Source organism: Rhizobium sp. R339, assembly GCF_002211395.1.
GTDB lineage: Bacteria > Pseudomonadota > Alphaproteobacteria > Rhizobiales > Rhizobiaceae > Rhizobium.
In genome coordinates this window covers 382645-409134 of record NZ_LOKV01000023.1, presented here as the reverse complement: position 1 = coordinate 409134, position 26490 = coordinate 382645, and the positions used below count along the sequence as shown (strand labels likewise).

Here is a 26490-nt window from a genome sequence, read left to right as displayed (position 1 = left end):
CTTGTCAATAAATAAATCCAATTGAATTATTAATTCGATGTGGCATGCTCAATCGAATTAGGATGTACGGCGTCGCGCCTTTTCAAACGCAGAGACGGCCGCCGTACCGCTTTCAGCTACTGCGTAATTCACCCTCGGATCGATTCCGAACCGAGGGACCATGCAAGAGGCCAACGCTCGGGAGGAGCGGCCATGTCGTCTTTGGATGGGCCGGAACACACACCGGTCCCGCCGCCAATTCTCAATCCGGCCGGGGGTGCGAACCAGGTCAGGGTGCGCGCCTATAACGAACGGCTCGTGCTGTCGCTGGTGCGCCTCTACGGCGCCCTGTCGAAGGCCGATATCGCGCGCCGCAGCGGCCTGTCGGCGCAGACCGTCTCGGTCATCATGCGGGTGCTGGAAAAGGAAGGGTTGCTGTCGCGCGGGGCGCCGGTGCGCGGCCGGGTCGGCCAGCCGTCGATCCCGATGCATCTCAACCCCGACGCCGTCTATTCCTTCGGCCTGAAGATGGGCCGGCGCAGCGCCGATCTGGTGCTGATGGATTTCGTCGGCCGCATCCGCATGCAGCTGCACCAGACCTATGCCTATCCGCTGCCGCATGAAATCCTCGCCTTTGTCACCGCTGGCATCGAGGAGATCGAGAGCCGGCTCGACGACAAGCAGCGCAGCCGCATTGCCGGCCTCGGCATCGCCGCTCCCTTCGAGCTCTGGAACTGGGCCGAGGAAGTCGGCGCGCCGCCCGGCGCCATGGAGGTCTGGCGGGATGTCGACCTGCAGGCCGATATCGCTGCGCGCGTCTCCCATCCCGTCTTCCTGCAGAACGACGCGACCAGCGCCTGCGGGGCCGAACTGGTGTTCGGCGTCGGCCCGTCCTATCCCGACTTCGTCTATTTCTTCATCGGCTCCTTCATCGGCGGCGGCATCGTGCTGAATTCGGCGATCTTTTCCGGCCGCACCGGCACGGCGGGCGCCATCGGCCCGCTGCCCGTGCGCGACAGGAACGGCGAAACCAAGCAGCTGCTCGAAATCGCCTCGATCTTCGTTTTGGAAAACATGCTGCGCGAGCGCGGCATCGACCCCGAGCCGCTCTGGTATTCCGCCGACGACTGGGTCGATTTCGGCGAGCCGATGGAGATCTGGATTCAGGACACCGCCAAGGCGCTAGCGCAGGCGATCGTCGCCGCCGCCTCGATCGTCGACTTCAGCGCGGCCGTCATCGACGGCGGCTTTCCCCATTGGGTGCGCAGCCGCGTCGTGCATGCGACGATCGACGAAGCCGCCAAGCTCGACCTGCAGGGCGTCGTGATGCCCGAAATCATCGAAGGCGCGGTCGGCGCGCAGGCCCGCGCCATCGGCGGCGCCAGCCTGCCGATCTTTGCGCGTTATCTCACAGACCAGAACGTACTCTTCAAGGAGGTAGACCATGCTGAAGGGACTTGATCCGCTTCTGAGCCCGGAATTGCTTTTCACGCTGCGGGCCATGGGCCATGGCGACGAGATCGCCATCGTCGACGGCAATTACCCGGGCGTCGAACATGCACGCCGGCTGATCCGGCTGGACGGCCATCGCCTCATCCCGGTGCTCAACGCCGTGCTTAGCGTCCTGCCGATCGACGATTTCGTGCCCGAAGCCATCTTCCGCTCGACCGTCAAGGCCGAGCGCGACAAGCTCGATCCCGTGCATGAAGAGATGATCGATTGCTGCACCCAGCACGAGCCGCACCGGCAGGTGGTACCGCTGATCGGCCCGGATTTCTACGGCCGGGTGAAAGCCGCCCATGCCGTGATCCAGACCAGCGAGCCCAGGCTCTATGCCAATATCATCCTGCGCAAGGGCGTGATCTATCCGAAGGAGGCGGGGACGCAGGCGGAGGTGGATCCGTTCGTTTATTAGTGTGCAGCGGTTCCAGGACAACGACTGCATAAGAGCTGAGCGCGTCGCATGAATCACCTCTGATGCGACGCGCTTGGGGATCAACCGTCAATTTCGACTTCCGCTTCGCAGTTGACCGGCGCATTCAATGGGATGGCCATGCCGATGGACGAGCGGGCGTGCGCGCCGACGTCGGGACCATAGAGCTCCAGTATCAGATCGGAATAGCCGTTTGTGACCAGCGGTGTCTCGTTGAAGCCCGGCGCAACATTCACCATGGCGAAGACGCGCAGCCACGCCGTGACCCGGTCGAGGTCTCCGAGAGCCCGCTTGAGGCTTGCAAGATGGGCCAGGGCAACAAGCCGCGCCGATGCGTAACCCTGCTCCGGCGACACTTCGGCTCCGACCTTGCCCAGCGGTTTTGCCAATGTCCCATCCGGATTGCAGGCGACGTGACCTGAAATATAAGCGCGGGAGCCGCGCACCCGAACCCAGGCAAAGGGCAATTTCAGGCCGTCGCGAACCTTCAAGGGTTCGGGTAGTTCCAGACCCATTTCCGCCAGACGTTGTTCGATGATGGCCATAATGCACCTCCCATGCGATTAGATCGCGCAAAGCGGACAGCGGTTTTGCGATAGCGACACGCGCCTTACGGCACGATCTCGTCAAGCTCCGGCATCAGAACGACGCTCTCGTTCGCCGCCGGATCGTTGCGGGCGCCGAGGAATTCGGCGTCTTCCGGGCTGCGATTGACGGCCACGTGCGGAACGCCGGCCGGAATGAACAGGTAGTCACCGGGGCGGACCAATTCGCAGCGTTCGAGCTTCGACCCTGACCAGATTTCGATCTCCTGGCCGCCGGTCATGAGAAGGGCGGTTTCGTGTCCCTCGTGGCGATGGGCGCTGGTTCGCCTGCCTGCGGGCAGCGAAATCGCCCCGAGCCACAGCATCGTCGATCCGACGCTCTGTGCCGAGACGCCCGACCGGTAGACAGATCCCTGCTGGGCGACATGGCTGCCGCTGCCGCTCACGACTTTAGCGGTTCCCGCATCAGGATTTTTCGGTTGCGTTGCCTGGTTCGTCATCGCGCTCACCATTTCGACCGCTGCATGCGAGCAGACTCTGCGCGCTCAGCCGCCGCAAGTCCTGAAGAGCGACCGAAAAATTCCGAAAAACTGCGAAATCGGCGTATCATAGCCGGCCATGAACACCCAGCACCTTGCATTCGGCCACTTCGAGTTCATCGCCGAGAACGGATGCCTGCTTCGTGACGATCGGCCTGTCGCCATTGGCGCCCGCGGCGCTTCGCTGCTTGCCGCTCTGCTTGTGGCACAAGGGGGCGTCGTCGCCAAATCGGACCTGATGGATGCCGTTTGGCCGGGATTGGCCGTCGAGGAAAGTAATCTTTCCGTTCAGATTGCTGCGCTTCGCAAGCTGCTCGGCCCCGCATCGGATGGCGGCGAATGGATCGTCACCGTCCCACGGGTCGGCTACAGATTTTCCGGCCGAGTGGAGAGCGCAAGCGAGGGAACCCACAGCGGGTGGCATGCGCAAGCCAGATCGAAGCCGGGGATCGCGGTGCTGCCGTTCGACAATCTGGGCGGCGATGCCGAGAAGCAATATCTGGCCGACGGTATCGCCGACGACCTGATCACAGCGCTCACCCGGTTCAGATGGCTCCGTGTCGCCTCACGCGGAACGAGTTTCAAAGACAGGGCCGGCTCGAGGGATCCGCGCGCCGTCGGGCTCGAACTCGGTGTCAATTTTCTGGTGGATGGGGCTATCCGGTATACCGGCGATAGGATCCGGATATCGGTGCACCTCGCCGAGGCGGCCAAGGGCGCGACCGTCTGGTCCGAACATTACGATCTTCAGCTGGCCGAGATATTCGCGGTGCAAGACGCGATCGCCGAGCGGATCGCCGCGGCGGTCGAACCCGAACTGCTGTTGCGCCACGGGCTCGCGGTCGCTCCCCACACCGGCAACATCACGGCCTGGGACCTTGTCCGGCAAGGCACGTTCAATTTCCACAAGGTCTCACGGCCGACCCACCTTCTGGCAAGACGATTTTTCCGCGAGGCCGCCGAGCTCGACCCCATGCTTCCGGAGGCGCAGATCTGGCGGGCGCGGGTCAATGCGGGCCTCATCGCCTATGGCTGGACGGACGATCCTGCCGCGGATGGTCAGGAAGGGTTAACCGCCGCCCTGCGGGCGATCTATCTCGACGCGCGAAACCCCTATTCGCATTATTCGCTGGCGATCGTGTCGGCCTATACGGGCAGAGCCGACCAGGCGATCCTCGCCGCGGAACGGTCGATCGAGCTCGGTTCGAGCTTCGCGCTGGGGCATCTCGTCCTTGGCATGGCCCGGCTCTATTCCGGTGATGCGGCCGGCGCACGCAAGCCTTTATCGCGCGGCCTCGAACTCAATCCGCATGATCCGCAGAACGGGGTCTGGTTCAGTCTGCTGATGCTCGCGCTGTTCTTTTCGGACGATGTCGAGGGCGCCCTCGACGCCGGGCATACGGCATTAAAGGCGCGGCCTGACTGGCCGGCGCTGATGCGCATTCAGGCCTGCTGCCACATGGCCGTCGGGAATATCCAGCAGGCTCGCCGCTTCGCCGCTGCCGCCAGCAGCCTTCCGGAACCTGCCGGCGATGCGCTTGGGCCGTTCAGAGAGGGCAACAAGGAATGGGCCACGCGCCTCGAGGGGTTGCTGCGGGAGGCGGAGCTTTAAACGCGCTCTTTCATCCACCACCGCAATAGGCACTACCACGCCAACGGCGCAACGCCTTCAGGCTTCCGCTCACTCGGACTGGAACCTAGGAATAGCTAAGGAAAAGTTCTCGTAACCACAATCGTCCCGACGATCGCTGCGTTGAATTGATCGATCTCTTCCGCAGGTATCCAATATTCGAGATGTGCGCGACCGCCCGCCTCTTGAACTGCATGGCGGTCTAGATAGTCCTTTCTCACCTGAAATTCCGTCACGAAGCCTGATCCGCTCCTCGGCACATTCCAGTCGCGTGCGATCTTGATTGCATAATCTTCGGACAGCACCGGATAAAAAATCGGCTGGTCCGGCAGACGCGGCGGAGATCCGCGCATGTCGCGCTCGCGGATCAGCATCAATTCCTCGGGTCCGACCGGACGCCAAAGGGTCACCGTCTCGATATTATCGCTCATTCTGTTCCCTCCGCAGCAATCAATGGCATCTTCGGGCAAGGCTCACGGCGCTCAGGCACTCAAATCTCTCCCGCCGACGGCCCCCAGACATCGGTCAGGGCGAAACCGCCGGGGTGCGGGTCGAAGGGGTCGAGGGCTACCTGGGTGAGGCCGAAGGTGAAGCCGCGGCCGGTGATGGTCGGGATGACCGCGGGGCGGCCGGCGGCCTCCGTCAGGGCCTCCAGGCCGACCTCGAATTCCGAACCGATGATCGATTTCGAGGTGAAGACATCGCCGACCTTCGCCTTGCCCCTGGCATGAAGGGTGGCGAGATTGGCGGAATTGCCGGTGCCGCAGGGCGAGCGGTCGGCGCGGCCCGGCCACATGGTGGTGCAGGTGCGCACCGTGCCGTCGGCTTCGGTATCGCGGAACATGACGTAGGCGATGCCTGAGATTGCCGGGATCTCGGGATGAACGACCTTGATGTCGCGGTTGATCAGATCCTTGAGGATCATGCCGGCCTGGACGAGACCGGCGGCATTGGCCTTCTCAATCGTCAGGTTGATCTGGCCGACATCGACGAGCGCATAGAAGATGCCGCCATAGCAGATATCGGCCTTGATCTTTCCCCAATGCGGCGTGTCGATCTCGACGTCGAGCTCATGCACGAAGGACGGCACCATGGTGAGGCGGACCTTCTCGCAGCGCCCGTCGCGGCAGGTGGCCGTCGCCTTGACGAGGCCGGCCGCTGTTTCGAGCGTCACGACCGTTTCCGGCTCCTTCATCTCGACGATGCCGGATTCGAGCAGCGCCGTGGTGACGCAAATGGAGTTCGAGCCGGAGCTCGCATGCGCCTGGTCGGGCTGCAGGATGATGAAGGCTGCGTCCGCTTCCGGATGTTTTGCCGGCAGCAGCAAGTTGACCGAGCCGATCGGGGCGCCGCGCGGCTCCAGGCAAAGGAAGCGGCGAAGCTCGTCGCCCTTCGGATCGGTGTTCAGCCAATGCAGCTGGGCGGCAATGGTATCGCCCGGGATTTTCGGAACGCCGCCGATTGCGACGCGGCCGATTTCACCTTCGGCGTGAACGTCGAGAAGCTGGATCGTGCGCTTCCATCTCATATTGAAACCTCCAGTTCACCCGTCAATGCGGATCGTTCTCAATCAGTACCGGTCTATACGGAACGGGGCCGCATGAACCGACGGCTTCACGCCGCTCACCATATCGCCGATCATCCGCGCTGTCGTTGCGGCATAGGTCAGACCGAGATGGCCGTGGCCGGTCGCATAGAAGACGCCCGGCATCTTCGAGGACGGCGAAATGATCGGGATCGTATCGGGCAGCGCCGGGCGATGGCCCATCCATTCCGTCGCCTCCTCCACCTTCAGGCCGGGAAGCGCGCGCTGGGCGTGGCGCACCAGCACCCGCGGACGGCGGAAATCCGGAGCGGCATCGAGACCGGCGAGTTCGACATTGCCGCCGACGCGGATGCCGCCCGCCGTCGGCGTCACCATGAAGGCGCGATGCGGCCAGATCACCGAATAGCGCATGGATATGCCGGGCTTCATGATCTGCGTGTGATAGCCGCGCTCGGTTTCGAGCGGGATCGGCTCGCCAAGCTTTGCGGCAAGGAAACGGGTGTGGATGCCGGCGGCCAGCACCACGGATTCGACTTCGATGCGGCTGCCATCCTCGAGGAGGACGATAACGGTGCCGTCACCCCTGCGCTCGATGTTCCTGACGGCGCCCGAGAGGAAGGACGCGCCGGCGGCCAACGCCGCATCGGCGAGCTTCACGACGAGCTTGTAGGGATCGCGGATCGACTTGTTGTCGGGGAGCAACACGGCCTTGGCGATGACAGGCGAAAGTGACGGCTCGTAATATTGGATGGCGCCATTGCTCAAGACCTCGAATTCGAGCCCGTAGCGCTGCATCAGGGCGAGATGGGCGCGATCGGCGGCAAACTCCGCCTCCGTCTCGTAAATCGCCAGGCACCCCTCCTCCGTCATCAATTCGGGGGCGCCGATCGCCTGCAGCATCTCCCTGAAATCGCCGAGCGCCCGATGCGACAGGCTCATGCCGGCATCCTCGATCTCTCTCAGGCGCGAGGGCCGGCCGGCGGCGAGGAAGCGCAGGAACCAGGGCAGCATCTTTGCCGCATAGGAGGGCCGCAGCCAGACCGGGCCTTCGGGATCGATGAGCCAGCCGGGAAGCTTCTTCCAGGTCGAAGGGCCGGAACCGGCGGCGAAGTCGAGCGCGATGCTCGCCATATTGCCGAAAGACGTGCCGCGCCCCGGCTCGCCTTTGTCGATCAGCGTCACCTGAAGGCCACGCCGCTGCAGTTCGAAAGCGATCGACGCGCCGATCACGCCGGCGCCGACGACGGCCACCCTTTTCTTCGTCTCATCCGCCATGTCATCAACCCACCGCACGGCAGACAGGATTGCCGCAGCGACTCTGATATATCACATCGGCGGCGATGCCTAGAGAATTTCCGTTTTCTCCGAAGCACGGAAATTCTCTATCTCTTTGTTTTCACGCAATTCCGAACGCAAAACCGCAGTGCACTTTTGCTGGAATTGCTCTGTGGGATTTTCACTGGCTTTCGGGCAGACCCGCACCGACGCTGTCGCCGACCGAACCGACGGTATTGTTCATCGATTGGCCGAGGCGCTTCAGCTGGGCATCGTAGTTGCGCCGGGTGCGCGGATCGAAGATGGCGATCGGCGTGCTGACGGCGACGCCGACCGCGCTTCCGGCGGTCTGGGCAGCGCCCATCGCCACCGCGCCCACGGCCTCGCCGAGGCCGACATTGGAATCGGTGATGGTCTGGCCGGCGATCAGCCGATCGCCGATCAGCTTCACCACCTCGGGGCTTTCGGCGAACTTGCCATGGTTCAGCCGGTCGCCGCCCTTGAGCTTGGTGAGGTCGAGCACGGTGATGCCGGCCGCCTCGAGCTTGCTGCGGTAAGGCTCGGCCGAGGGATCGATCTGGCCGAGGCGATCGATATTGCCGGAGATGCGGCGCGATAGGGCCAGCGCCCGATCGTCCTGCGAGACGAAGATGGTGAAATGCGGCTTGTCCTTGCCGAGGCTTGCGAACTGGCGGCCGAAGACGTCGACATCGAGATCCGGCGAGGCGAGGATGACATTGTTGATCTTGCCGGCGACGTGGCCGTTGCGGATCGCCATCTGCCGGAGCGCCTCGACGGTCAGCCACGTGCCCATCGAATGGGCCATGACGGTGATGTCGCCGACGGCGGGATTGGCGGCGGTGCGGGTCAGCAGCTCCTCCAGCGCGTCACGCGAGTAGTTGGTGCTTTCCTTGTCGTAGTTGTAATCGAAGATGCTCGCGCGCGACGGCCAGGTGAAGACGACGGGGGCAACGTCGGCATGCGAATCGTGGACGATCTGGGCGAAGCGGTAGACGGCATCCTCATAGCGATTGTTGAAGCCGTGCACGAAGACCAGCACGCGCCGGCTTTTCGGCATATGCGTCTTCAGCCAGGTCTCGCCCGCCCGCTCGCTTTCCAGCGGATCGACGGACACGGTGACGAAATCGCGTAAGGGGTCGGCCGGCAAGCGTTTTGGCCACTGCACCTGGCCGACCTTGCGGTTGGCATCCGGCGGGATGGAGACATCGACGGCGTTGACAGCAAGCCCGGTGCCGCGTTCGCCGGAGAAGAGCACGGCGGGATTATCGTCCGCCGCACGCGTCGTCGCCACCAGCAGATCGACCTTCGACGTACCCGGCGGCACTGTACCGGCCGCCTGCATGACACCGACCGGCCTGCCGCCGCAGCCGGCGAGCACAAGCGCTGCCGCCAGAAGGCCTGCCATGGTTGCATGGGAGACGCGCCATTTGCCGATCATGATCAAACTCCAACCGGTGCGCGCACCGGACAGGCGGCGCCCGTTCAAATAGTCCGACGGCGCTTATCGAGTCAAACCAGACGAGATGGAAAGTCTGAGCGGAAAAAGAAAAGAGCCTGGCGCGGGAGGAGGTGCGCCAGGCTCTTGATCCTGACTGACAACTGGGAGGAGGAGTGTTGTCAGTCCGATGTAAGAGCGCTGGGAGGAGGAGTGCGCTGCTTACGGAGATATAAGTACCCCATTCATTTGATCGGGAATAGCGAAATTACCGCAATGCAGCAATGCGCCGAATGCAAGGCTTGCCGTGAAAATAACAGGTGACCGCCTCATTTTACAGCATGTTTGACCAGATGGTCAAAATTGTGCCGAAAAATGCACCGGCGAACGGCCGCACGCGTGGCGCGACCGTTTTATTCTTGTGGCGCCCGTCATGCGGCCTTGAAGAGCTTTTTGCCTTCGGCGTCCAGAGCCGAAAATTCTTCATCCGAGAGCGCGATATCCACGGCCGCGACGTTTTCCTCGAGATGCTTGACCTTGGAGGTGCCGGGGATCGGCAGCATCACCGGGCTGCGCTTCAGCACCCAAGCGAGCGCGATCTGGCTCGGCGCAGCGCCGTACTTCCTGGCGATCGTATCGAGCAGCGAGCCCGGCTTGGCGAGGTCGCCCGCCGCCAGCGGATACCAGGGGATGAAGCCGATATTGTGCTTGGCGCAGTAGTCGAGGACATCCTCGCTGGTGCGGTCGACGAGATTGTAGCGGTTCTGGACGGTTGCGACCTTGAAGTGCTTCGATGCGGCCTCGATATCGGCGACGGAGACTTCGCTCAGACCCGCATGGCGGATGAGACCGGCATCAAGCAGCGATTTGATCGCGTCGAATTGCTCCCTGGCGGGAACTTTCGGGTCGATGCGGTGGAGTTGCCAGAGGTCGATCTGCTCGAGCCCAAGATTGCGCAGGCTCTTATGCGCCTGCTGGATCAGATATTCGGGCCGGCCGACCGGCAGCCAGATATCGGGGCCGTGGCGGGTGAGGCCGCCCTTGGTGGCAATGATGGATTTGCCGCCATAGGGATGCAGCGCCTCCTTGATCAGCCACTCCGAAACATCCGGACCATAAGAATCGGCCGTATCGATGAAGTTGACGCCGAGATCCGGCAGGCGCTTCAGCGTGCGGATGGACTCGTCGTGATCGTCCGGCTTGCCCCAGATACCCTTGCCGGTGACGCGCATGGCGCCGAAACCGAGACGATTGATCTCGATATCGCCGCCGATCTTGAAGGTGCCTGACTTGGCTGCGTTATGACTGGACATGGTCGTTCCTCTCCTGGTCAAAAATCATTCAAAATCGGTAGAACCGTCGGAAGCGGCAAATGCTTTTCGAATTCGAAATTTCGCTGGATCGATGGCGAAGCCCGGCATGGCGATGACCCGCCGATCGAGGTGATAGGAAGAAATGTGGCCGCTGCGACGCCTGAGCATATAGGAAGGCGCCAAGCCGGATAACAGTGACGGGTCTGAAAATTGCCTGCGATGTGAGGCCTCAAGAGCGCCGGCTTTTCACCTCGTCGCCGAATTCCGCCAGCGTCTTCCAGAGTTCGGCGAAAGTCTCCTCTGCAAAATCTTGCAGAGAGGCGCCCGGACGCTGCTGCCAGAGTTCACCACCAACGCGCATCGCGCCGATGACGATCGCCGCAAGGATGCGCATGCGGGGACCTTCAGCCGCATCGTTTCCCTTGCGCTGGAGTAGCGCCTCGGCGAGCTTCTGTTCGAGCTTGGCGTATTTCAATTGGTCGCGGGCCTTCAAGGCCGGCGTGCCCCGAATGAGTTCATGCAGCGCCATGCCCCTCTCGTCGGCGGAAGCGACAAGGGTCGCCATGATCGCCGCCTCCACCGCCTTGACGGAGGGCTCTTCCGCCGGCCTTGCCGCAACGGCGGCCGTCAGGCGATCGGCGAAGGAATCCTGCCAGGCGAAAACGACGTCTTCCTTGGATGGGAAATAATCGAAGAAGCTGCGCTTGGAGATATCCGCCGCCTCGGTAATGTCCTCGATCGTCGTGACGTCGAAGCCGCGCTCCAGAAAGAGGCTCATCGCAGCCTGCTCGATGCGCTCGCGCGTCTGCCGCCGCTTGCGTTCCCGCCTGCCTTCCGTCGATTGCGTCCGCTTGCTCTCAGCCATTCCTGCCCGGCATCATTCTGTTCAGCCCGTTTGGTCGGAAAAGGCAGCGATATCCTCGATCTCGGCTTCGCTGCCACGATATCTGAAGCGCTCACGCGAGAGTTCCAGCGGTTTGCGGCGCGAAATTCTGTAGACGGAGGCCGGCGGCAGATTCCGTACCGTGCCGCCGATGCGCACCGCCTTCAGGCCGAGGCGATCGAGAATTGGCCTCGGCACCGGGCAGCGCGGGCCATAGGTAAACTGATAGACGGCTCCGCCCGGCCGCATATAGGTGAAGGCGCCGGCAAGGATCGAGGCGATCTTGCGTGGCGACATGGAGAGCAGCGGCAGGCCGCTGATCACAGCGCCGACCGGTTCGCCCTCGAAGATATCGGACTGGGCGAGATGGGCCGCGTCCATCTGCAGGACACGCGCTTCCGGAAAACGAGCCTGCAGCGCCGCGATGAATTCCGGACCGTACTCGATCAGCGTCAGATCGGCTTCGCTCACGCCGCGCCCCAGAAGCGCGCGGGTGAAAACGCCCGTGCCGGGGCCGAGCTCGATGATCGGCCCGTCCAGCGCGGCAATTTCACTCGTCATGATCCTGGCAAGAGAATCGCCCGACGGTGCGATGGCGGCGACGCGAAGAGGATTGCTGATCCAGGAGCGGAAAAAATGCAGGAAATCGGAGCATGCAGTTTTTGCGATCATGATATCCCACCTGTCTGAAATTCGATTGACTATGAAATGCGACCATCGCGGCGAGCATGGCAATTCCAAGGCAAACGCCACAAGCCCTTCGCGCTCACCTTTTCCACGACTGCCCCCGAAAGCAATCAATGTATTTTTATATCTATTGCATCTTTGCATTTAGCGCAATATTACATTATCAGGCCTTTTAGATGGGCGACCGAGCGGTCATCAATCGGAGCACTCACGGGCAGGTTCGAACAGGAAAACCCGGATGAGCAGCTGGACCACTGATCAGATACCGGACCAACCCAGCTGGACCGCCGTGCGCTTCCGACATTGTTCGCGGCGACCGCAGCCGAGGCGGAGGGCGGCGTCATATGCGGTCCGTACGGCTTTTATGAAATGAAGGGCTTGCCGAAACTCGCAAAGATCGCTCCGACCGGGCGTGAGAAGCGGTCTGATGTTTCGGAACGGCTGACGGGTGTTCGCCTAGACACCGAGTTCCCAGCCCAAACCGAGTGAAAAAGACGGCCCTGAGGCCGCCTTTCGCGAAGGCCGGGGCGTCCTCAGTAGTTGCAGCTGGAGCTGCTCGTCGGGTTGAAGCCGAGCCTGCAATCCATGTTCAGCGGCTTCCTCGGGTTCATCATGTAAGGCATGGACGAGCCCGTGGCTTCCGAAGCGCGCTGGCCGATCGAACCCGTCGTGCTTCTGTCATGCTGTGTCCTGGTCTCGGCCCGGGCCGCCGGACGCTCGACGGCAGGCTGCTCGACAGCACTCGACTGAAAGGGGGCCGCGCCGGCCGAGAAAGCCGAAAGGCCGAGGATCGCGCCAAAGGCAACAGCCGCCAGGCCGCTCTTGAAGATAGTGGTCATTGTCGTCTCCTTGGGAGGATGTAGCGAATTTACGCCGACGAGTTAGGGAGCGGATCTGTCACATTCCACGGAGCCGCAAGGGAGGTCACAAACATGTGAGCGGCGCTTCGGCGATGAAAAAGGCGGCTCGTCGCCGCCTCTTTCATTTGCCGGCTCAATAGCCGTTATCGCAGGGCATGCTGCCGGGACCGATCGATCCCGAAAACGTAGGGTTGCACATTGGCGCCGGCGCCGGCCTGTTCACCGGCTGACGGATGATGGAGCCCGTGGCGCCGGCCTCGACGCCGAATGCGGCAAGCGGATACCAATAGCCGTCGGAGCGGCGGCGGGTGCCGGGGTGCTCGGTGCGGAAGCCTTGATAGCCGTGCCAGGTGCCGGCATGTGGCTTGAATTGCATCGTTTTTACATAGGAGACGCCAGACGGCCAAACCGTCTGCGCTGGTGCCGCCTGAGCTGGGGGAAACGACGCAAGGGCGAGAAGCGCGCCGAGCGCGACGGTGGAGGGAACGAGATTGAACATCTTCATGATAAATCCTCCTTCTGGATTTATCCCGGAAAAATGCCCTCCCGCCATCAGGAGTTCCGCGCTCACGCACAGTTTCCAAAACTCGTGATTGCAGGCGATCCGGCGTGATTTTATCGCCTAAAAACGTGAAAAGTCGCGATCGGCAGCGTGGGTCAAACCGTGCCGGAAAGGAAACGCGAATTCTCTATTCTCAATTCGCGTACAATGTCCGGTATCCCTGGCCCGAGATGCAGGCCACATATTGCCTGTGCGCGGCGGCGCGCGCGATCGTTTCCGCTTCCAGCGCGTCAGCCTGAGCATAGCCGGTCAGCTGCGCACGCAGCTCATATTGCCTCTTCGCCTCGCCGTACATGGCATTGCCGTCGGTCATGCAAATGCTGTGCGCCACGCCGGGCGGATTGACCGGCACGCCGATGGCCAGGAGCACGGGCTCGTTGGCACGGTCGATGCAGCCTGCAAGAGCCGTCATCATCGCCGCGACGCCCAGAGCCCGAAAAATTCCCACCACCATGCATTCCTCCGGCCGAAAGCGCCTCGCAGTTCATCACTTTGCACATACATGCGGAAGGTTGCGCGAAACTAGGCTGAGCGGGCTTGCGCGGGAGAACTCGCGAGAGCTTGGTAAATCAGACTGGGAAGAAGAATGGCGCACCCGAAGAGATTCGAACTCCTGACCCCCAGATTCGTAGTCTGGTGCTCTATCCAGCTGAGCTACGGGTGCGTGCAAAATGCGGCGGAGCCGCTTGCGTGGGCGATCCTCTAAAGGGTCCTTTCGGACATTGCAAGAGCATTTCGAAAAAAATCGCGTCTTTGTCCGCCAGCGGCCGCGCCTTCAGAAATCATGTCACTTTTCGAAGTGCGCCCGGCTGCGGTAATCCTCCAGGGAAACCGGGCGATCGGGGATCTCGATGCGGAACTGCGTGCCGACCGTCGGCTTTTCGACAAGCGCGATCGTGCCTCCATGGGCGAGCACCAGTTCGCGGGCGATGGTAAGGCCGAGGCCGGTTCCGCCGGAGCGGGCCGAGCCGCGGAAGGCGGCAAAGAGGTTCTGGCGCGCCTTCAGCGGCATGCCGGGGCCGGTATCATCAACGGTGATGCTGACGACACTGCCGACGCGCTGGGCGGCGACGGTGATGCGCCGGACCGAGCCCGGTCCGCCCTCGCCCGGCGACGTCAGCGCCTGCAGCGCGTTGCGGCAGAGATTGTGGATGACGCGGAAAAGCTGCTCGCCATCGGCATCGACCTCGAGATCGACGCCGATCTGCTCGACGAATTCGATGCCGCTCTGCGGCTCGATCGCCAGCATGTCCTTGACGTCCTGGGTCAGATCCAGAAGGCGGACATGGCGGCGGCGCGGCGCCGATTCGCTCGCCTTACCGTAAGACAGGACCTCGGTCGTGTAACCGACGGCGCGATCGATGGTGCGCAAGAGCTTCGGCGCGAAGCTCTTGACCATCGGATCGTCGACATCGACCAGCCGGTCCGACATCAGCTGCGCGGATGCCAGGATATTGCGCATGTCGTGATTGATCTTGGAAACGGCGAGCCCGAGCGCCGCGAGGTTCTTCTGCTGCTTCAGCGTCTTCTGCAGCTCCATCTGCATCGAGGTCAGGTTGCGGCCGGCGACTGCCAGCTCGTCGCGGCCGCCGTCGCCGATATAGATATGGGCCGGATTATCCGGATCCGAGGAGAATTGCTGCATGCTGCCGGTCAGCCGGCGGATGGGGCCGATGAGGATGCGGTTGATCGCAAAGAAGATCAGCGTCGCCGTGAAGAGCGAGATCAGCACCGAGAGCAGGAGAACGTTGCGAGAGTAGGCGAACATTGCCCGGCGCAGCAGTTTGTCCTTCATGACAACCTCGACGCCGGTGCTGGTTTCGCCGACGGGGCCATAGACACGGATCATCCTGTTGCCGCCGAAGACCAAGGTATCGAGCGCGTCGCGTATCGCCGTCAGCGGCGGCACGTCGGTGAGGTCGTAGGCTTCGTCGACGGAGGTTGGCATATCGGTCGTCGCCAGCAGCCGCGAGGTGCCGTCCTTGCGCAGCACGATCGCCTTGGTGCCCGTCGCTTCCAGCGTCTCCTTCTGCAGGGCGCGCGGCAGCTCGATCGGCTGCAGCCCATCGATGACGATGGCGGCGGCGGCGGCCGTGTTCAGCCGGTCCTGCAGCCAGCGCAGGCGCATGCTGGCCACCGAGGGAAAGAAGATGAGGATTTCAGCAAGCATGATGAAGAAGACAGTGAGCCAGAGCAGCTTGCCGGACAGGCCGCCGAACAGGCCGGCAGACGGGCAGCGGCCCTTGGCAGCCTCGCCGGCCGCCGGGATTTCCGCCGAAGGATTGTTGCCCTGGTCTTGCACCGGCATTTTCTCTCGCCCGATCGGCGGCGCGGCCGCCCTCACCGCGAGAACAGGATTGGTTTCAGACTTGGCCGGCCTAAAATCAATCCTGTTCTCGCTTGTCTGTTAGAGCATGATGCCGTCCGAAAACCGCTTACACTTTTCGGCATCATGCTCTGGAGCTCTATATTAGACCAATAGGCTCCGCTTTCAAATCTTTGCGAGCAGCGTCAAGTCGTCACAAAAACGCCGCCCGGAGGCGGCGTTCGAAAGCGCATTCTTGGGAAAGATCAGAATTCTTCCCAACTCTGTTCGGCGGCGGCCGCACTGCCGCCGAAGGCGCGGGCGACTTTGGCAACCGCCCGCCGGGCGGGCGAGGCGACAGGCTTGTGCGCCTCGGTGCGGGCAAGCGCAACCGGTGCGGCTGCATTCGAAAGCTTGAAGCGCGCAATGAGGTGCACCAGCCCGTTGGCTTCGGCCGAGAGCCTATGGGTGGCGGCGGATGTCTCCTCCACCATCGCAGCGTTCTGCTGCGTGACCTGATCCATCTGGTTGACGGCGGTATTGACCTCCTTGAGGCCGGTCGACTGCTCGGTCGCAGCCGTGGCGATCGAATGGATATGGTCGTTGATGGCGATGACCCGGGTGCCGATTTCCGCCAGCGCCTCGCCGGTCGCCTGGACGAGCTTGACGCCGACCTGCACTTCGTCGCCCGACTTGGTGATCAGCGCCTTGATGTCCTTGGCGGCGGTCGCCGAACGCTGGGCGAGTTCGCGCACTTCCTGGGCGACGACCGCAAAGCCCTTTCCGGCCTCGCCGGCACGCGCTGCCTCGACGCCGGCGTTCAGCGCCAGCAAATTGGTCTGGAAGGCGATCTCGTCGATGACATTGATGATCTGGCTGATCTCACGCGAGGCCTGCTCGATACGGCCCATGGCCTCGACGGCGTTGCGCACGACGACGCCGGAAGCGCCTGACTTGTCCTTGGCTTCAGAGACCATGACGGTGGCTTCATGCGCCCGCTCAGTGGAGTTCTGGACGACGGCGGTGATCTGATCGAGCGCTGCCGACGTCTGTTCGAGGGCGGCTGCCTGCTGCTCGGTGCGCTTCGAGAGGTCGTCGCTCGCATTGCGCAGCTCGGCGGTGTTGCCGTTCATCGCTTCCGTCGTCTCGCGCACTTCGCGCATCGTCGCCTGCAGCGTCGCGAAGGTATTGTTGACGTTCTGCTGCAGCTCGGCGAAGGCGCCCTGGAAGCTGCCGTTCATCGTCTGGGTGAGGTCGCCTTCGGCAAGGCTGGCGATGACGCGGCGGGTCTCGCCGACGCCGGCATCGACGCTCGACAGCAGCGTGTTGATGTTGCCGGCGAACCGGTTGAGGTTGTCGTCCTCATAATCCTTGGTGATGCGGTGGCTGAAATCGCCCGCCGCAGCCGCAGCGACGACGACCGACATGGACGACTGCAGGTCGTCGCTCTTGGCGCGCATGGCCACTTCCTGCGCGTTCAGGCGCTTGACGGCAAGACCGTTCTCCTTGAAGACGGCGACCGCTGCGGCCATTTCGCCGATTTCGTCCTTGCGGCCGGCAAAGGGAACCTCGGCGTCGAAATTGCCGTCGGCGACCTCCTTGATCGCGTGGGTGACGCGCTTGATCGGGCGGCTCAGATGGCTGGTGCCGATATAAAAGCCCATGCCGACGCCGATCGCGATGCCGATGCCGGTGATGCTGAGGACGAGCATGAGGATCCAGGTGCGGAAGCTCTCGATCTCGTCGTTGACGGCCTGGAGCGCGGTCTTGTCGATGGCGACGACCGCGTCGATTTCGGCCTGGAAGGCCTTGCGGTTGGCGCGGTTGGCCTCATTGTTGCCCTGCTGGCTGGCGGCCTCGGGGCCGACTTCGGTGCCGAGGCGGGCCGTTTCCGTACGGAACGTACGGAATTCCGCGGATCTCGCGACGAGCTTGGCAAAGGTTTCCTTCTCGCCCTCGGGGACGAGCGGCGCCCAGCCAGCAATGACCTTGTCGATCTCGTCGAGGCCGGCCATCAGGCCCTTGGCGAAGTTCGGCGTATCCTTGATATCCTTGGCGGCATAAATGCCGCGCGATTCCATGACCACAGCCGTGACGAAACGGTTGAGGCGTTCACCGGCATAGGCACGAGCGGCAGCATGCTCATAGGCTGTGAGATTGCGGTTATATTCGCGCATGGCGGACAGTGCCGTTGCGCCGATCAGAAGCGCGACCGCGCCCATCACGGAAACCAGCAGGTTAATTTTGCCGCGGATCTTCAATGCAATGCTCCCTAACTACCACACGGCCCTGGAAAGCAAATCTCCAGCCGATGGGCTCAACATCGGCGAAATTGATTAAAGTTGTGTTCAATGTTTACGATTGCGCCAATGAAATTCTATGGGTTTGAGCAGTCACCGAGATGTGCTTTCGCTATAAAATGGCGTATCGGCGGGAAATAAACTTGAGGATGCAACAATACTGCAACCGCCTAGCGCAATCGCTATTTCTTAACACCGCAGTGCGAAAAATCACAGTCGAACCAAGTGCCGATTGGAATTCGTCCGGTATAATTGACTTTCCCGGGCTTCATCGGTATAAGCCGCCGCACGTCCGGTCATTCAGGCCTTTCTTGGCCCGCCCGTTCGAAAAACAACGCTCCTTGCATCATGCAAATTCAAGAAGGGCCGCACTCCGCGGTGTTTAAATAAATGAAGCGTACCTACCAACCATCCAAGCTTGTCCGCAAGCGTCGCCACGGCTTCCGTGCGCGCATGTCCACGAAGGGTGGCCGCAAGGTCATCGCTGCCCGCCGCGCGCAGGGCCGCAAGCGTCTCTCGGCCTAAGGCCGAGTTGCCCGAGAAGAGATGGCGGGCGAATTGACGACCAAAGAACAAAAACACACTGTCGGGCGGCTGAAAAGCCGCCCGCAGTTTCTTGCCGTGCGCGAAGGCGAAAAACGCCGCGGCGGCCTCTTCCTCCTCGAAGTCCTCGACCGGAGGGAACCCGACAGCCAAGCCCGCGTCGGTTTCACAGTCACCAAAAAACATGGCAACGCGGTCGAACGGAACCGCATGCGGCGACGCCTGAAAGAGGCGGTGCGGCTTCATGCGGGGTTTGCAATGCAGCCCGGACACGACTATGTGGTTGTCGCGCGCAGGGACGTGCTTGAGGCGTCCTTCAAAGAATTGACTGCGGAACTGAAATCCCGCGTGGAAACCAGGCCGAAACACCGGCGCTCCGGAGACGGGCGCCCCAGGAACGTATGATGGAAAACAACCGCAATTACTTCATTGCGATCGCTCTCTCGGTGCTGATCGTCCTCGGCTGGCAGTTTCTCTACATGAATCCGCGTATCGAGGCCCAGCGCAAGACGCAGGAAGCCCAGAAGGCGCAGCAGCAGACCGAGCAGGTGCAGCAGCCAGCGGCAGGCGGCCAGGCACCTGCCCAGACGAGCGGTTCGGCACCTTCCGGCCAGGCGGCCGCGACGGCGACGCTCGAGCAGGCGCTCGCAAAAACCCCGCGCGTTGCCATCGATACGCCCGCCCTTTCCGGCTCGATCAACCTTGCCGGCGCCCGCCTCGACGACCTGAAGCTCAAGGGCTATCACGAGACCGTCGACGACTCGAGCCCGATCATCACGCTGTTCAGCCCGGCGGAAAGCAAGGACGGCTATTTCACCGAACTCGGCTATATCGGCAGCGACGCGACCGGCGCCGTTCCGGGTCCCACGACCCTCTGGACGGTTCCCGAGGGCGCGAAGCTCACCGAAAAGACGCCGGTGACGCTCTCCTATACCAATGACAAGGGCCTGACCTTTACCCGGACGATCAAAGTCGACGACCGCTATATGTTCAGCGTCACCGACAAGATCGAGAATGCCGGCCAGGCACCCGCCTCGCTTTCCTCCTACGGCCGCGTGACGCGTTACAACAAGCCGACGACCCCCTCGGTCTACGTTCTGCATGAAGGCTTCATCGGCGTCATCGGCGACGATGGCCTGATCGAAACCAAATACAGCGCCGTCGAAAAAGAACCGGTGCAGCCGGCCAAGTCCACCGGCGGCTGGCTCGGCATCACCGACAAATACTGGGCGGCGACGATCGTTCCGCCGCAGACGTCGGCCTATGAAGCGCGCTTCTCGCATTTTGCCGACGGCCAGCCGCGCTATCAGGCCGACTACAAGGACGATGCCTTCACCGTTGCGCCGGGCCAGTCGGTCGAGCTCAAAAACCTCGTCTTCGCCGGCGCCAAGGAAGTGCCCGTCATCGACGGCTATGAAGCTTCCTATTCGATCCCGAAATTCGACCGCCTGATCGACTGGGGATGGTTCTATTTCATCACCAAGCCGATGTTCACGATGATGGACTTCTTCTTCCGCTTCTTCGGCAATTTCGGCGTGGCGATCCTGTGCACGACCATCGTCGTCAAGCTGTTGTTCTTCCCGCTCGCCAGCAAGCAATATGCCTCGATGGCGAACATGAAGCGCGTGCAGCCGAAGATGGAAGAGCTGAAGGCCAAGTTCGGCGACGACCGCATGGGGCTGCAGCAGGCGATGATGCAGCTCTACAAGGAAGAGAAGATCAACCCGATCGCCGGCTGCTGGCCGGTGGCGCTGCAGATCCCGATCTTCTTCTCGCTCTACAAGGTGATCTACATCACCATCGAGATGCGGCATGCGCCGTTCTTCGGCTGGATCCAGGATCTTTCGGCGCCCGATCCGACGACGATCGTCAATCTGTTCGGCCTGCTGCCCTTCGAAGCACCGACACTGTTGCATCTCGGTGTCTGGCCGCTGATCATGGGCATCACCATGTTCGTGCAGATGCGCATGAACCCGACCCCGCCCGATCCGACGCAGGCGATGATCTTCAACTGGATGCCGCTGGTGTTCACCTTCATGCTGGCAAGCTTCCCGGCCGGCCTCGTCATCTACTGGGCTTGGAACAACACGCTCTCGGTGCTGCAGCAATCGCTGATCATGAAGCGTCACGGCGTCAAGATCGAACTCTTCGACAATCTGAAGGGCATCTTCCGACGAAAAGCGGCCTCATCGAAATAACGCGCGTCAAGCCCCGCTTCGGCGGGGCTTTTCGTTTCCAGCCGTCGCGAGAGAGGCAAGGCATGCCCGTGCGCGGCGCCTCTGAAGCTTGACATCTGCCTACAAAACCACGAAGCCCGACAAGAGACCCAACCCGGAGGTTGCTGAGCCCGCATGCCCGACACCGAAAAGCCGCTCTTCGGCCATCCCTGGATCTTCATCCGCGGCGTACCGTCGCTCAATTTCCTGCCGCCGGAAGGGCCGCTGGAAGTGGCCTTTGCCGGCCGCTCGAATGTCGGCAAATCGTCGCTGATCAATGCGCTGGTCGGGCAGAAGGGCCTTGCGCGCACGTCCAACACGCCGGGGCGCACACAGGAACTCAATTATTTCGTTCCGGACGGTTATTCCGGCGAAGGCGAGGACCTGCCGCCGATGGCGATCGTCGACATGCCGGGCTATGGCTATGCGCAGGCGCCGAAGGAGCAGGTCGACAAATGGACCAAGCTGGTCTTCGATTACCTGCGCGGCCGCGCGACGCTGAAACGCGTCTATGTGCTGATCGACAGCCGCCACGGCATCAAGAAGAACGACGAGGACGTGCTGACCCTGCTCGACAAGGCCGCCGTTTCCTACCAGGTCGTCCTCACCAAGACCGACAAGATCAAGGCGCCGGCCGTCCCGAAACTCATCGCCGAGACGGCGGAAAAGATCCGCAAGCGCCCCGCCGCCTATCCCGCCGTGCTGTCCACGTCTTCGGAAAAAGGTGACGGGCTGGACGATCTGCGCCAGGCGATCGCCGAAACCGTCGGCATCGCAAACTGGAAGTAGAGATCGCCTCCTGCCCCTCCTCCGGCTGCCGCCACCTTCTCCCCGCCCGCGGGGCGAAGGAACATGCCGCGACCTTTCCGTTCCCCTTTAACTCCTCGCGGGGCACGTCCCCTCGCCCCGTTTTAACGGGGAGAGGGTTAGGGTGAGGGGCGGCCATCCGCGCCAAGGGAAGACCCTGCTCTGCCAACAAGGGCGGGCTTTAGGTCTTCGGCAGCAGCACCTTGTCAACGACATGGATGACGCCGTTCGACTGCTTGACGTCGGCGATCGTCACATGGGCGACATCGCCGTTTTCATCGGTCAGCGTGATCTTGCCCATGCTTTCCCTGGCCTTCAGCACGCAGCCGCCGACCGTCTTGATGTCGTGTTCGCCGCCATCGTCCTTGATCATCTTGGCGACCGCCTTGGACATCGCGTCGGCCGCGACCACGTGGCAGGTCAGCACCTTGGTCAGCTTCTCCTTGTTTTCCGGCTTCAGCAGCGTCTCGACGGTGCCATCCGGCAGGGCGGCGAAGGCCTCGTTGGTCGGTGCGAAGACGGTGAAGGGACCCTTGCCTTCGAGCGTGCCGACGAGACCGGCCGCCTTGACGGCTGCGACCAGCGTCGTGTGATCCTTGGAATTCATGGCGTTCTCGACGATGTTCTTGTTCTCGAACATCGCGGCCCCGCCGACCTCTGGATTTTTCGCGTGGGCAGCGAAGGCTGCGGCCGACATGGCGGTGGCGAGCGCAACAGCGCGCAATGCAGACTTGGTCATGATTTTCTCCTCAGGCCGGAGCACGTCCGCCGGCTTGATGCCTGAGCGTCGTCCGGACATTTCGAACTACGGAAGACCGCGCCGAAGAGTTTCACCAAAGAAGATGTATTACGGACGCCGCACGGTGCCGCTTGCAACGACAGGGCCGGTCGCCTGTCCCGTCGGAGAGCCGCCGAAAGGTTCGAGGCTGACGGCAAGTTTGGCGCCATCGGCTATCTGAGCGCGCAGATCGGCTGGAATGACCAGCTCTCCGCTTTCGCCCTGCTGGAAGACGCCGAGGGATTTGGGCATGCCGCTGCCCGGCACGAGCCAGAGTTCCAGCGATTTTTCCTCCGGCTTGCCAGCGGCGACCGGCACGATCTTCAGCGTGCCGCTCTGGATCTCGTAGGAGGCGCGAAGATTGATGGCGTTGTTTTGGCCCGAAAGCTCGGCCACCAGCGGTGTCGGCCCCTGCGGCTGCGGCACGACGCCTGAGGCGAAGATGACGGCGCTGACGGCGACGACGATGCAAGCAAAGGCCAGCGAGCGCCAGAAGACGGCGGAATTCCAGAGCCCTTGCGAGAAGGATGGGGGCTTTTCGCCGTCGCCGAATAACCGAGCCTCGATCTGCTTGAAGGTCTCGCGGCTCGGAGCGACGCCCTCATATTCGTCGTTGAAGGCGGAGAGGTTGGTTTCCCAGCGGCTGACGATCGCAGCGAAGGTCCGGTCGTGGCGCATGCGCTCTTCCACCACCCGGCGATCCTGAAGCGACAAAACGCCAAGCACGTATTCGCCGGCGAGGACCTCGTCGCGGGAGCGGTTTCCCTTGCTTTTGTCGGGCGATGTCATCGTTCCATGCACTCTCTCAGTTTCAAGAGGCTGCGTCTGAGCCAGGTCCGCATCGTGTTCAGCGGCACACCAAACTGATCGGCCAGTTCCTGATAGCTCAGCCCTTCGACATAAGCCCGTTTCACCGCGACCGCCCGATCAGCTTCCAACTCTTCCATGCAGGTGTCAATCCGCCTTCCTTCATCCTTCGTCACTGTCTGCATTTCCGGGTCGGGGCCGGCATCGGCAAGATCGTAGGCGCTGTCCAGTTCGTCGGCGATCGGCTTGCGCGCCCGCATCAGGTCGATCGCGCGATTGCGTGCAATCGCCGCCAGCCAGGCCGACGGCGCTCCCGAGGCCGCGGAGAAGCTCCGGGCACGCTGCCAGATGCTGATATAGACCTCCTGCAGGGCTTCTTCGGCCTCCGTGCGATCCTTCAAGATACGCAGGCAGATCGAGAAAAGTTTCGGCGCCGTCTGGTTATAGATGGCAACGAAGGCCTTGCGATCGCCGAGCGCGACGCGTCCGATCAGGTCTTTGATCTCATCGCCTTGCATGCGTTCCTCATATCGTGGCTGCGCCGCATCGGACGGAAAAGTCCGCCGGCTCCGTGCCACATACGAAAAACTATTGCGTGCTGGATTATTCCCTCTGTCAGAAACTTGCGATAAAAGGCCGCGATCAATTCTGCGGGGTTCCCATGAACGAGTCCGAAAGCGAAATCCAGGCACGTCTTCTCGCCCAGGCGCTGCCCTTCATGCAGCGTTATGAGAACAAGACGATCGTCGTGAAGTATGGCGGCCACGCCATGGGCAATCCGGAGCTCGGCAAGGCCTTTGCCAGCGACATCGCGCTGCTCAAGCAATCGGGCGTCAACCCGATCGTCGTTCATGGCGGCGGCCCACAGATCGGCGCCATGCTGAATAAGATGGGCATCGAATCGAAATTCGAAGGCGGACTGCGCGTCACCGACCAGAAGACGGTCGAGATCGTCGAGATGGTGCTCGCCGGCTCGATCAACAAGGAGATCGTCGCGCTCATCAACCAGACCGGCGAATGGGCGATCGGCCTTTGCGGCAAGGACGGCAACATGGTCTTCGCCGAAAAGGCGCGCAAGACCGTCAAGGATCCGGATTCGAACATCGAGCGCGTCCTCGATCTCGGCTTCGTCGGCGAAGTGGTCGAGGTCGACCGCACGCTGCTCGATCTGCTCGCCCGCTCCGAGATGATCCCCGTCATCGCGCCCGTGGCGCCGGGCCGCGACGGCGCGACCTACAATATCAACGCCGATACCTTCGCCGGCGCCATTGCCGGTGCGCTGAACGCCACCCGCCTGCTGTTCCTGACGGATGTGCCCGGCGTGCTCGACAAGAACGGCCAGCTGATCAAGGAACTCTCCGTCGCCGAAGCCCATGCGCTGATCGCCGATGGCACGATCTCCGGCGGCATGATCCCGAAGGTCGAGACCTGCATCGACGCGATCAAGGCCGGCGTGCAGGGCGTCGTCATCTTGAACGGCAAGACGGCCCATTCCGTCCTGCTCGAAATCTTCACTGAGCACGGCATCGGCACGCTGATCGTTCCCTGATTGAGGCTGCGCCCTTCCCCAGTGCGAAGGGCGCACCTTCATGCCGAGTTATATCGGCCTCAAAGCTGGCTATAGACCGCCGCCGCTTCCTGCTTCAGCTTTTCCATCATCGAGCGATAAGGCCCCGGGCCATAGCTGACGCGGCCGACGCCGAGCTTTGCCAACGCTTTCACATCGGGGGCGCCGGCCCTCATCATGATATTGACCGGCAGCGACGATGCCGCGCAGATCCTTTCGATCAATGCAGCGTCGATCAGGCCCGGAACGAAGAAGCCGCTGCCGCCGGCGGCCGCATAGGCCCTGCCCCGCTCTATCGCCTCGTCCACCAGGCTCGCATGCTTGGAAAGATCGCTCTCGGCGAGGAAGAGGTCTGTGCGGGCATTGATGAAGAAGGGAATGCCTTTCCCGTCCGTCATCTCGCGAATGGCGCGGATACGGGCCGCCTGCCGCTCGGCCGGATGGAGGCCGCTGCCGCCGACGACCCGATCCTCGAAATTGATGCCGACAGCACCAACCTCCACCAGCTTGGCGGCATTGGCGGCAGCACCAGCGGGCTCCGGGGAATACGCACCTTCAAAATCGACCGAAAGCGGCAGGTCTATAACATTGGTGATGGATTTCACCGTCTCGACCAGCGCCGGCATCGGCAGCTTTTCGCCGTCGGCATAACCTTGCGCTGCCGCGACCGACCAGCTTCCCGTTGCAAGCGCCTTGGCCCCGGCATCGGCAACGGCGTTCGCCGTGCCAGCGTCCCAGATATTATATAGGACGACCGGATCGCCCTTCTGATGCAACGCGTGGAATGCCTTGGCTTTGTCAGTCTGGTTCATGCCGTCTCCTCCATCTTTGCCTGTGCTCTGACCTTCTCTTCATGCCGCAGCAGCCACTGCTTGCGCCAGAGCCCTCCGCCATAGCCGGTCAGCGAACCATCCGCCCCGAGAATGCGATGGCAGGGCACGATGATGGCGAGCTGATTGGCGCCGTTGGCGCGACCGACGGCACGCACGACCTCCGGCCGCTCCATCTCCCTTGCGAGATCGCCATAGGCGCGCGTCTGACCGACCGGGATATCCACGAGCTTTGCCCAGACATGCTTTTCGAACGGCGTGCCGCCAAGCGCCAGCGGCGTTTTGAAGACGGTAAGCCTGCCTTCGAAATAATCGCGAATCTCCGCTTTGATCTGGTCGATGACAGGCGTCCGGCCGATCGCGACCGAAGAACGGACACGCTTCTGCAGTGCCTGGAGTTCGGTCGGCAGTGCCTTGCGATCGTGAAACTCGAGAAGATGCAGATATGTCTGGTCGGCGACCGCAATCATCGGTCCGAGCGGCGTGTCGAACCAATCGGCAAAGAGCAGTTCGCGGTTCTGCGAGAGCACCGGCGCTTTGCCGACGAGCCGCTGAAACGCCGTGCGGAAGCCGCTCGGGGATTCGTATCCGGCCTCGATCTGCGCATCGATCACCCGCGCCCCGTCGGCGAGCTGCCGGGCCGCCTCTCCAAGCCTGATATAGCGGACAATGTCGTGAAAGGTCATGCCGAGCGCCCGCTTGAAGGCCCGGCGCACCGTCGAGGGATCAAGCCCCCGGCGCACGAGTTCGTCCTCGGTCCAGCGAACCTCGGGCTCGTTGTCCAGCCGCGCCAGCAGATCATCGACAACAGGCTCCCTGCCAGGCTGCTCCAGCGGCCTGCAGCGCCGGCACGGGCGAAAGCCGGAATGCATGCAGGCGGCGATCGTATCGAAGAAGATGGTGTTTTCCCGCTTCGGCTTGCGCGCCGGGCAGGTCAGACGGCAGAAGATGCCTGTCGTCTTGACGCAGACATAGGCCTGGCCCTCATAATCGGCGCGGCGCGCGATCAGGGCGTCATAGAGCGTATCGTCGTCGGGGCGTTCGAAGAGCATGCCGACTTTCTAGCACCTCGCGCCTGCCGCGTCCGCCGAAAATCGGGCGTCTATTTTTTCTTGTCGATTTCCCTGCG

27 protein-coding genes and 1 tRNA gene are annotated in these 26490 nt (G+C 62.4%); 8 read left to right on the top strand and 20 right to left on the bottom strand.

What is annotated here, in order from left to right; genetic code table 11:
* Window positions 1–192: 192 nt before the first annotated feature.
* Both ATY76_RS21295 and ATY76_RS21290 read left to right on the top strand, forming a co-directional pair.
* Complete coding sequence (locus ATY76_RS21295) at window positions 193–1440, top strand: ROK family transcriptional regulator (RefSeq protein WP_088676689.1); 1248 nt, start codon at window positions 193–195, stop codon at window positions 1438–1440.
* Window positions 1424–1894, top strand: a complete 471-nt coding sequence (locus ATY76_RS21290; protein WP_088676688.1) for an RbsD/FucU domain-containing protein — start codon at window positions 1424–1426, stop codon at window positions 1892–1894. The genes ATY76_RS21295 and ATY76_RS21290 overlap by 17 nt, the downstream gene beginning before the upstream one ends.
* A gap of 80 nt (window positions 1895–1974) precedes the next feature.
* Here ATY76_RS21290 and ATY76_RS21285 read toward each other — a convergent pair whose 3' ends face one another.
* Together ATY76_RS21285 and ATY76_RS21280 are read right to left on the bottom strand one after the other, a co-directional pair.
* On the bottom strand, window positions 1975–2457 hold the full coding sequence (locus tag ATY76_RS21285) for a RidA family protein (RefSeq protein ID WP_088676687.1): 483 nt from the start codon (window positions 2455–2457) through the stop codon (window positions 1975–1977).
* Between the two features lie 65 nt (window positions 2458–2522).
* Window positions 2523–2957 carry a cupin domain-containing protein gene (locus ATY76_RS21280; protein ID WP_088676686.1) on the bottom strand — a complete coding sequence of 145 codons (435 nt, stop codon included), beginning with the start codon at window positions 2955–2957 and terminating at the stop codon, window positions 2523–2525.
* Between the two features lie 118 nt (window positions 2958–3075).
* Between ATY76_RS21280 and ATY76_RS21275 the strand changes: the two genes are divergently transcribed.
* The gene (locus ATY76_RS21275) at window positions 3076–4608 is read left to right on the top strand and encodes a winged helix-turn-helix domain-containing protein (protein ID WP_088676685.1); all 1533 of its coding nucleotides are present in this window, start codon (window positions 3076–3078) and stop codon (window positions 4606–4608) included.
* A gap of 95 nt (window positions 4609–4703) precedes the next feature.
* On the opposite strand, the gene ATY76_RS21270 is transcribed toward ATY76_RS21275, so the two are convergent.
* The 13 genes from ATY76_RS21270 to ATY76_RS21205 all read right to left on the bottom strand — a co-directional run bounded on the left by ATY76_RS21270 (window position 4704) and on the right by ATY76_RS21205 (window position 17774).
* Window positions 4704–5057, bottom strand: coding sequence for an ADP-ribosylation/crystallin J1 (locus ATY76_RS21270; RefSeq protein WP_088676684.1), 354 nt, complete (start codon window positions 5055–5057; stop codon window positions 4704–4706).
* 59 nt (window positions 5058–5116) lie between these two features.
* Window positions 5117–6154, bottom strand: a complete 1038-nt coding sequence (locus ATY76_RS21265) for a 4-hydroxyproline epimerase (protein ID WP_088676683.1) — start codon at window positions 6152–6154, stop codon at window positions 5117–5119.
* A 42-nt stretch (window positions 6155–6196) separates the two neighbouring features.
* Window positions 6197–7447, bottom strand: coding sequence for an FAD-dependent oxidoreductase (locus ATY76_RS21260; protein ID WP_088676682.1), 1251 nt, complete (start codon window positions 7445–7447; stop codon window positions 6197–6199).
* Window positions 7448–7628: 181 nt separating this feature from the next.
* Window positions 7629–8906 (bottom strand): alpha/beta hydrolase, encoded by a 1278-nt coding sequence (locus ATY76_RS21255; RefSeq protein ID WP_088676681.1) that lies wholly within the window; start codon window positions 8904–8906, stop codon window positions 7629–7631.
* A gap of 428 nt (window positions 8907–9334) precedes the next feature.
* A complete protein-coding gene (locus ATY76_RS21250; protein ID WP_088676680.1) occupies window positions 9335–10216 on the bottom strand; it encodes an aldo/keto reductase in 882 nt (293 codons plus the stop codon).
* Window positions 10217–10445: 229 nt separating this feature from the next.
* Window positions 10446–11081: a TetR family transcriptional regulator gene (locus ATY76_RS21245; RefSeq protein ID WP_088676679.1), complete on the bottom strand. Its 636-nt coding sequence runs from the start codon at window positions 11079–11081 to the stop codon at window positions 10446–10448.
* A gap of 21 nt (window positions 11082–11102) precedes the next feature.
* On the bottom strand, window positions 11103–11771 hold the full coding sequence (locus ATY76_RS21240) for a methyltransferase domain-containing protein (protein WP_088676678.1): 669 nt from the start codon (window positions 11769–11771) through the stop codon (window positions 11103–11105).
* A 548-nt stretch (window positions 11772–12319) separates the two neighbouring features.
* Window positions 12320–12625, bottom strand: a complete 306-nt coding sequence (locus tag ATY76_RS21230) for a hypothetical protein (RefSeq protein WP_088676676.1) — start codon at window positions 12623–12625, stop codon at window positions 12320–12322.
* A gap of 154 nt (window positions 12626–12779) precedes the next feature.
* Window positions 12780–13151 carry a cell surface protein gene (locus tag ATY76_RS21225; protein ID WP_088676675.1) on the bottom strand — a complete coding sequence of 124 codons (372 nt, stop codon included), beginning with the start codon at window positions 13149–13151 and terminating at the stop codon, window positions 12780–12782.
* Window positions 13152–13341: 190 nt separating this feature from the next.
* Window positions 13342–13662 (bottom strand): hypothetical protein, encoded by a 321-nt coding sequence (locus ATY76_RS21220; RefSeq protein WP_088676674.1) that lies wholly within the window; start codon window positions 13660–13662, stop codon window positions 13342–13344.
* A 133-nt stretch (window positions 13663–13795) separates the two neighbouring features.
* Window positions 13796–13872, bottom strand: a tRNA-Arg gene (locus tag ATY76_RS21215).
* A gap of 123 nt (window positions 13873–13995) precedes the next feature.
* Complete coding sequence (locus ATY76_RS21210) at window positions 13996–15516, bottom strand: HAMP domain-containing sensor histidine kinase (protein ID WP_088676673.1); 1521 nt, start codon at window positions 15514–15516, stop codon at window positions 13996–13998.
* A gap of 263 nt (window positions 15517–15779) precedes the next feature.
* On the bottom strand, window positions 15780–17774 hold the full coding sequence (locus ATY76_RS21205) for a methyl-accepting chemotaxis protein (protein ID WP_088676672.1): 1995 nt from the start codon (window positions 17772–17774) through the stop codon (window positions 15780–15782).
* A gap of 429 nt (window positions 17775–18203) precedes the next feature.
* Between ATY76_RS21205 and rpmH the strand changes: the two genes are divergently transcribed.
* The 4 genes from rpmH to yihA all read left to right on the top strand — a co-directional run bounded on the left by rpmH (window position 18204) and on the right by yihA (window position 21361).
* Window positions 18204–18338, top strand: coding sequence for a 50S ribosomal protein L34 (rpmH, locus tag ATY76_RS21200; RefSeq protein ID WP_008524438.1), 135 nt, complete (start codon window positions 18204–18206; stop codon window positions 18336–18338).
* Window positions 18339–18359: 21 nt separating this feature from the next.
* On the top strand, window positions 18360–18761 hold the full coding sequence (rnpA, locus tag ATY76_RS21195) for a ribonuclease P protein component (RefSeq protein WP_088676671.1): 402 nt from the start codon (window positions 18360–18362) through the stop codon (window positions 18759–18761).
* The gene (gene yidC, locus ATY76_RS21190; RefSeq protein ID WP_088676670.1) at window positions 18761–20554 is read left to right on the top strand and encodes a membrane protein insertase YidC; all 1794 of its coding nucleotides are present in this window, start codon (window positions 18761–18763) and stop codon (window positions 20552–20554) included. The genes rnpA and yidC overlap by 1 nt, the downstream gene beginning before the upstream one ends.
* Before the next feature lie 153 nt (window positions 20555–20707).
* Window positions 20708–21361, top strand: coding sequence for a ribosome biogenesis GTP-binding protein YihA/YsxC (gene yihA, locus ATY76_RS21185; protein ID WP_088676669.1), 654 nt, complete (start codon window positions 20708–20710; stop codon window positions 21359–21361).
* Window positions 21362–21560: 199 nt separating this feature from the next.
* On the opposite strand, the gene ATY76_RS21180 is transcribed toward yihA, so the two are convergent.
* The 3 genes from ATY76_RS21180 to ATY76_RS21170 all read right to left on the bottom strand — a co-directional run bounded on the left by ATY76_RS21180 (window position 21561) and on the right by ATY76_RS21170 (window position 23482).
* Window positions 21561–22118 carry a fasciclin domain-containing protein gene (locus ATY76_RS21180; protein WP_088676668.1) on the bottom strand — a complete coding sequence of 186 codons (558 nt, stop codon included), beginning with the start codon at window positions 22116–22118 and terminating at the stop codon, window positions 21561–21563.
* A gap of 108 nt (window positions 22119–22226) precedes the next feature.
* Complete coding sequence (locus ATY76_RS21175) at window positions 22227–22946, bottom strand: anti-sigma factor (RefSeq protein WP_088676667.1); 720 nt, start codon at window positions 22944–22946, stop codon at window positions 22227–22229.
* On the bottom strand, window positions 22943–23482 hold the full coding sequence (locus tag ATY76_RS21170) for a sigma-70 family RNA polymerase sigma factor (protein ID WP_088676666.1): 540 nt from the start codon (window positions 23480–23482) through the stop codon (window positions 22943–22945). The genes ATY76_RS21175 and ATY76_RS21170 overlap by 4 nt, the downstream gene beginning before the upstream one ends.
* Window positions 23483–23625: 143 nt before the next feature.
* Between ATY76_RS21170 and argB the strand changes: the two genes are divergently transcribed.
* Entirely contained in the window at window positions 23626–24513 is an 888-nt protein-coding gene (gene argB / locus ATY76_RS21165; RefSeq protein WP_088676966.1) for an acetylglutamate kinase, read from the top strand.
* 59 nt (window positions 24514–24572) lie between these two features.
* Here argB and ATY76_RS21160 read toward each other — a convergent pair whose 3' ends face one another.
* Both ATY76_RS21160 and ATY76_RS21155 read right to left on the bottom strand, forming a co-directional pair.
* Entirely contained in the window at window positions 24573–25343 is a 771-nt protein-coding gene (locus tag ATY76_RS21160) for an isocitrate lyase/phosphoenolpyruvate mutase family protein (RefSeq protein ID WP_088676665.1), read from the bottom strand.
* Entirely contained in the window at window positions 25340–26413 is a 1074-nt protein-coding gene (locus ATY76_RS21155; protein WP_088676664.1) for a trifunctional transcriptional activator/DNA repair protein Ada/methylated-DNA--[protein]-cysteine S-methyltransferase, read from the bottom strand. Before ATY76_RS21155 ends, ATY76_RS21160 begins: the two co-directional genes overlap by 4 nt.
* Between the last annotated feature and the right edge of the window lie 77 nt (window positions 26414–26490).

Coding starts and splice junctions, on each gene's coding strand:
- ATY76_RS21295 (WP_088676689.1), top strand. CDS start 193: ATGTCGTCTTTGGATGGGCCGGAACACACACCGGTCCCGCCGCCAATT.
- ATY76_RS21290 (WP_088676688.1), top strand. CDS start 1,424: ATGCTGAAGGGACTTGATCCGCTTCTGAGCCCGGAATTGCTTTTCACG.
- ATY76_RS21285 (WP_088676687.1), bottom strand. CDS start 2,457: ATGGCCATCATCGAACAACGTCTGGCGGAAATGGGTCTGGAACTACCC.
- ATY76_RS21280 (WP_088676686.1), bottom strand. CDS start 2,957: ATGACGAACCAGGCAACGCAACCGAAAAATCCTGATGCGGGAACCGCT.
- ATY76_RS21275 (WP_088676685.1), top strand. CDS start 3,076: ATGAACACCCAGCACCTTGCATTCGGCCACTTCGAGTTCATCGCCGAG.
- ATY76_RS21270 (WP_088676684.1), bottom strand. CDS start 5,057: ATGAGCGATAATATCGAGACGGTGACCCTTTGGCGTCCGGTCGGACCC.
- ATY76_RS21265 (WP_088676683.1), bottom strand. CDS start 6,154: ATGAGATGGAAGCGCACGATCCAGCTTCTCGACGTTCACGCCGAAGGT.
- ATY76_RS21260 (WP_088676682.1), bottom strand. CDS start 7,447: ATGGCGGATGAGACGAAGAAAAGGGTGGCCGTCGTCGGCGCCGGCGTG.
- ATY76_RS21255 (WP_088676681.1), bottom strand. CDS start 8,906: ATGATCGGCAAATGGCGCGTCTCCCATGCAACCATGGCAGGCCTTCTG.
- ATY76_RS21250 (WP_088676680.1), bottom strand. CDS start 10,216: ATGTCCAGTCATAACGCAGCCAAGTCAGGCACCTTCAAGATCGGCGGC.
- ATY76_RS21245 (WP_088676679.1), bottom strand. CDS start 11,081: ATGGCTGAGAGCAAGCGGACGCAATCGACGGAAGGCAGGCGGGAACGC.
- ATY76_RS21240 (WP_088676678.1), bottom strand. CDS start 11,771: ATGATCGCAAAAACTGCATGCTCCGATTTCCTGCATTTTTTCCGCTCC.
- ATY76_RS21230 (WP_088676676.1), bottom strand. CDS start 12,625: ATGACCACTATCTTCAAGAGCGGCCTGGCGGCTGTTGCCTTTGGCGCG.
- ATY76_RS21225 (WP_088676675.1), bottom strand. CDS start 13,151: ATGAAGATGTTCAATCTCGTTCCCTCCACCGTCGCGCTCGGCGCGCTT.
- ATY76_RS21220 (WP_088676674.1), bottom strand. CDS start 13,662: ATGGTGGTGGGAATTTTTCGGGCTCTGGGCGTCGCGGCGATGATGACG.
- ATY76_RS21210 (WP_088676673.1), bottom strand. CDS start 15,516: ATGCCGGTGCAAGACCAGGGCAACAATCCTTCGGCGGAAATCCCGGCG.
- rpmH (WP_008524438.1), top strand. CDS start 18,204: ATGAAGCGTACCTACCAACCATCCAAGCTTGTCCGCAAGCGTCGCCAC.
- rnpA (WP_088676671.1), top strand. CDS start 18,360: ATGGCGGGCGAATTGACGACCAAAGAACAAAAACACACTGTCGGGCGG.
- yidC (WP_088676670.1), top strand. CDS start 18,761: ATGGAAAACAACCGCAATTACTTCATTGCGATCGCTCTCTCGGTGCTG.
- yihA (WP_088676669.1), top strand. CDS start 20,708: ATGCCCGACACCGAAAAGCCGCTCTTCGGCCATCCCTGGATCTTCATC.
- ATY76_RS21180 (WP_088676668.1), bottom strand. CDS start 22,118: ATGACCAAGTCTGCATTGCGCGCTGTTGCGCTCGCCACCGCCATGTCG.
- ATY76_RS21175 (WP_088676667.1), bottom strand. CDS start 22,946: ATGACATCGCCCGACAAAAGCAAGGGAAACCGCTCCCGCGACGAGGTC.
- ATY76_RS21170 (WP_088676666.1), bottom strand. CDS start 23,482: ATGCAAGGCGATGAGATCAAAGACCTGATCGGACGCGTCGCGCTCGGC.
- argB (WP_088676966.1), top strand. CDS start 23,626: ATGAACGAGTCCGAAAGCGAAATCCAGGCACGTCTTCTCGCCCAGGCG.
- ATY76_RS21160 (WP_088676665.1), bottom strand. CDS start 25,343: ATGAACCAGACTGACAAAGCCAAGGCATTCCACGCGTTGCATCAGAAG.
- ATY76_RS21155 (WP_088676664.1), bottom strand. CDS start 26,413: ATGCTCTTCGAACGCCCCGACGACGATACGCTCTATGACGCCCTGATC.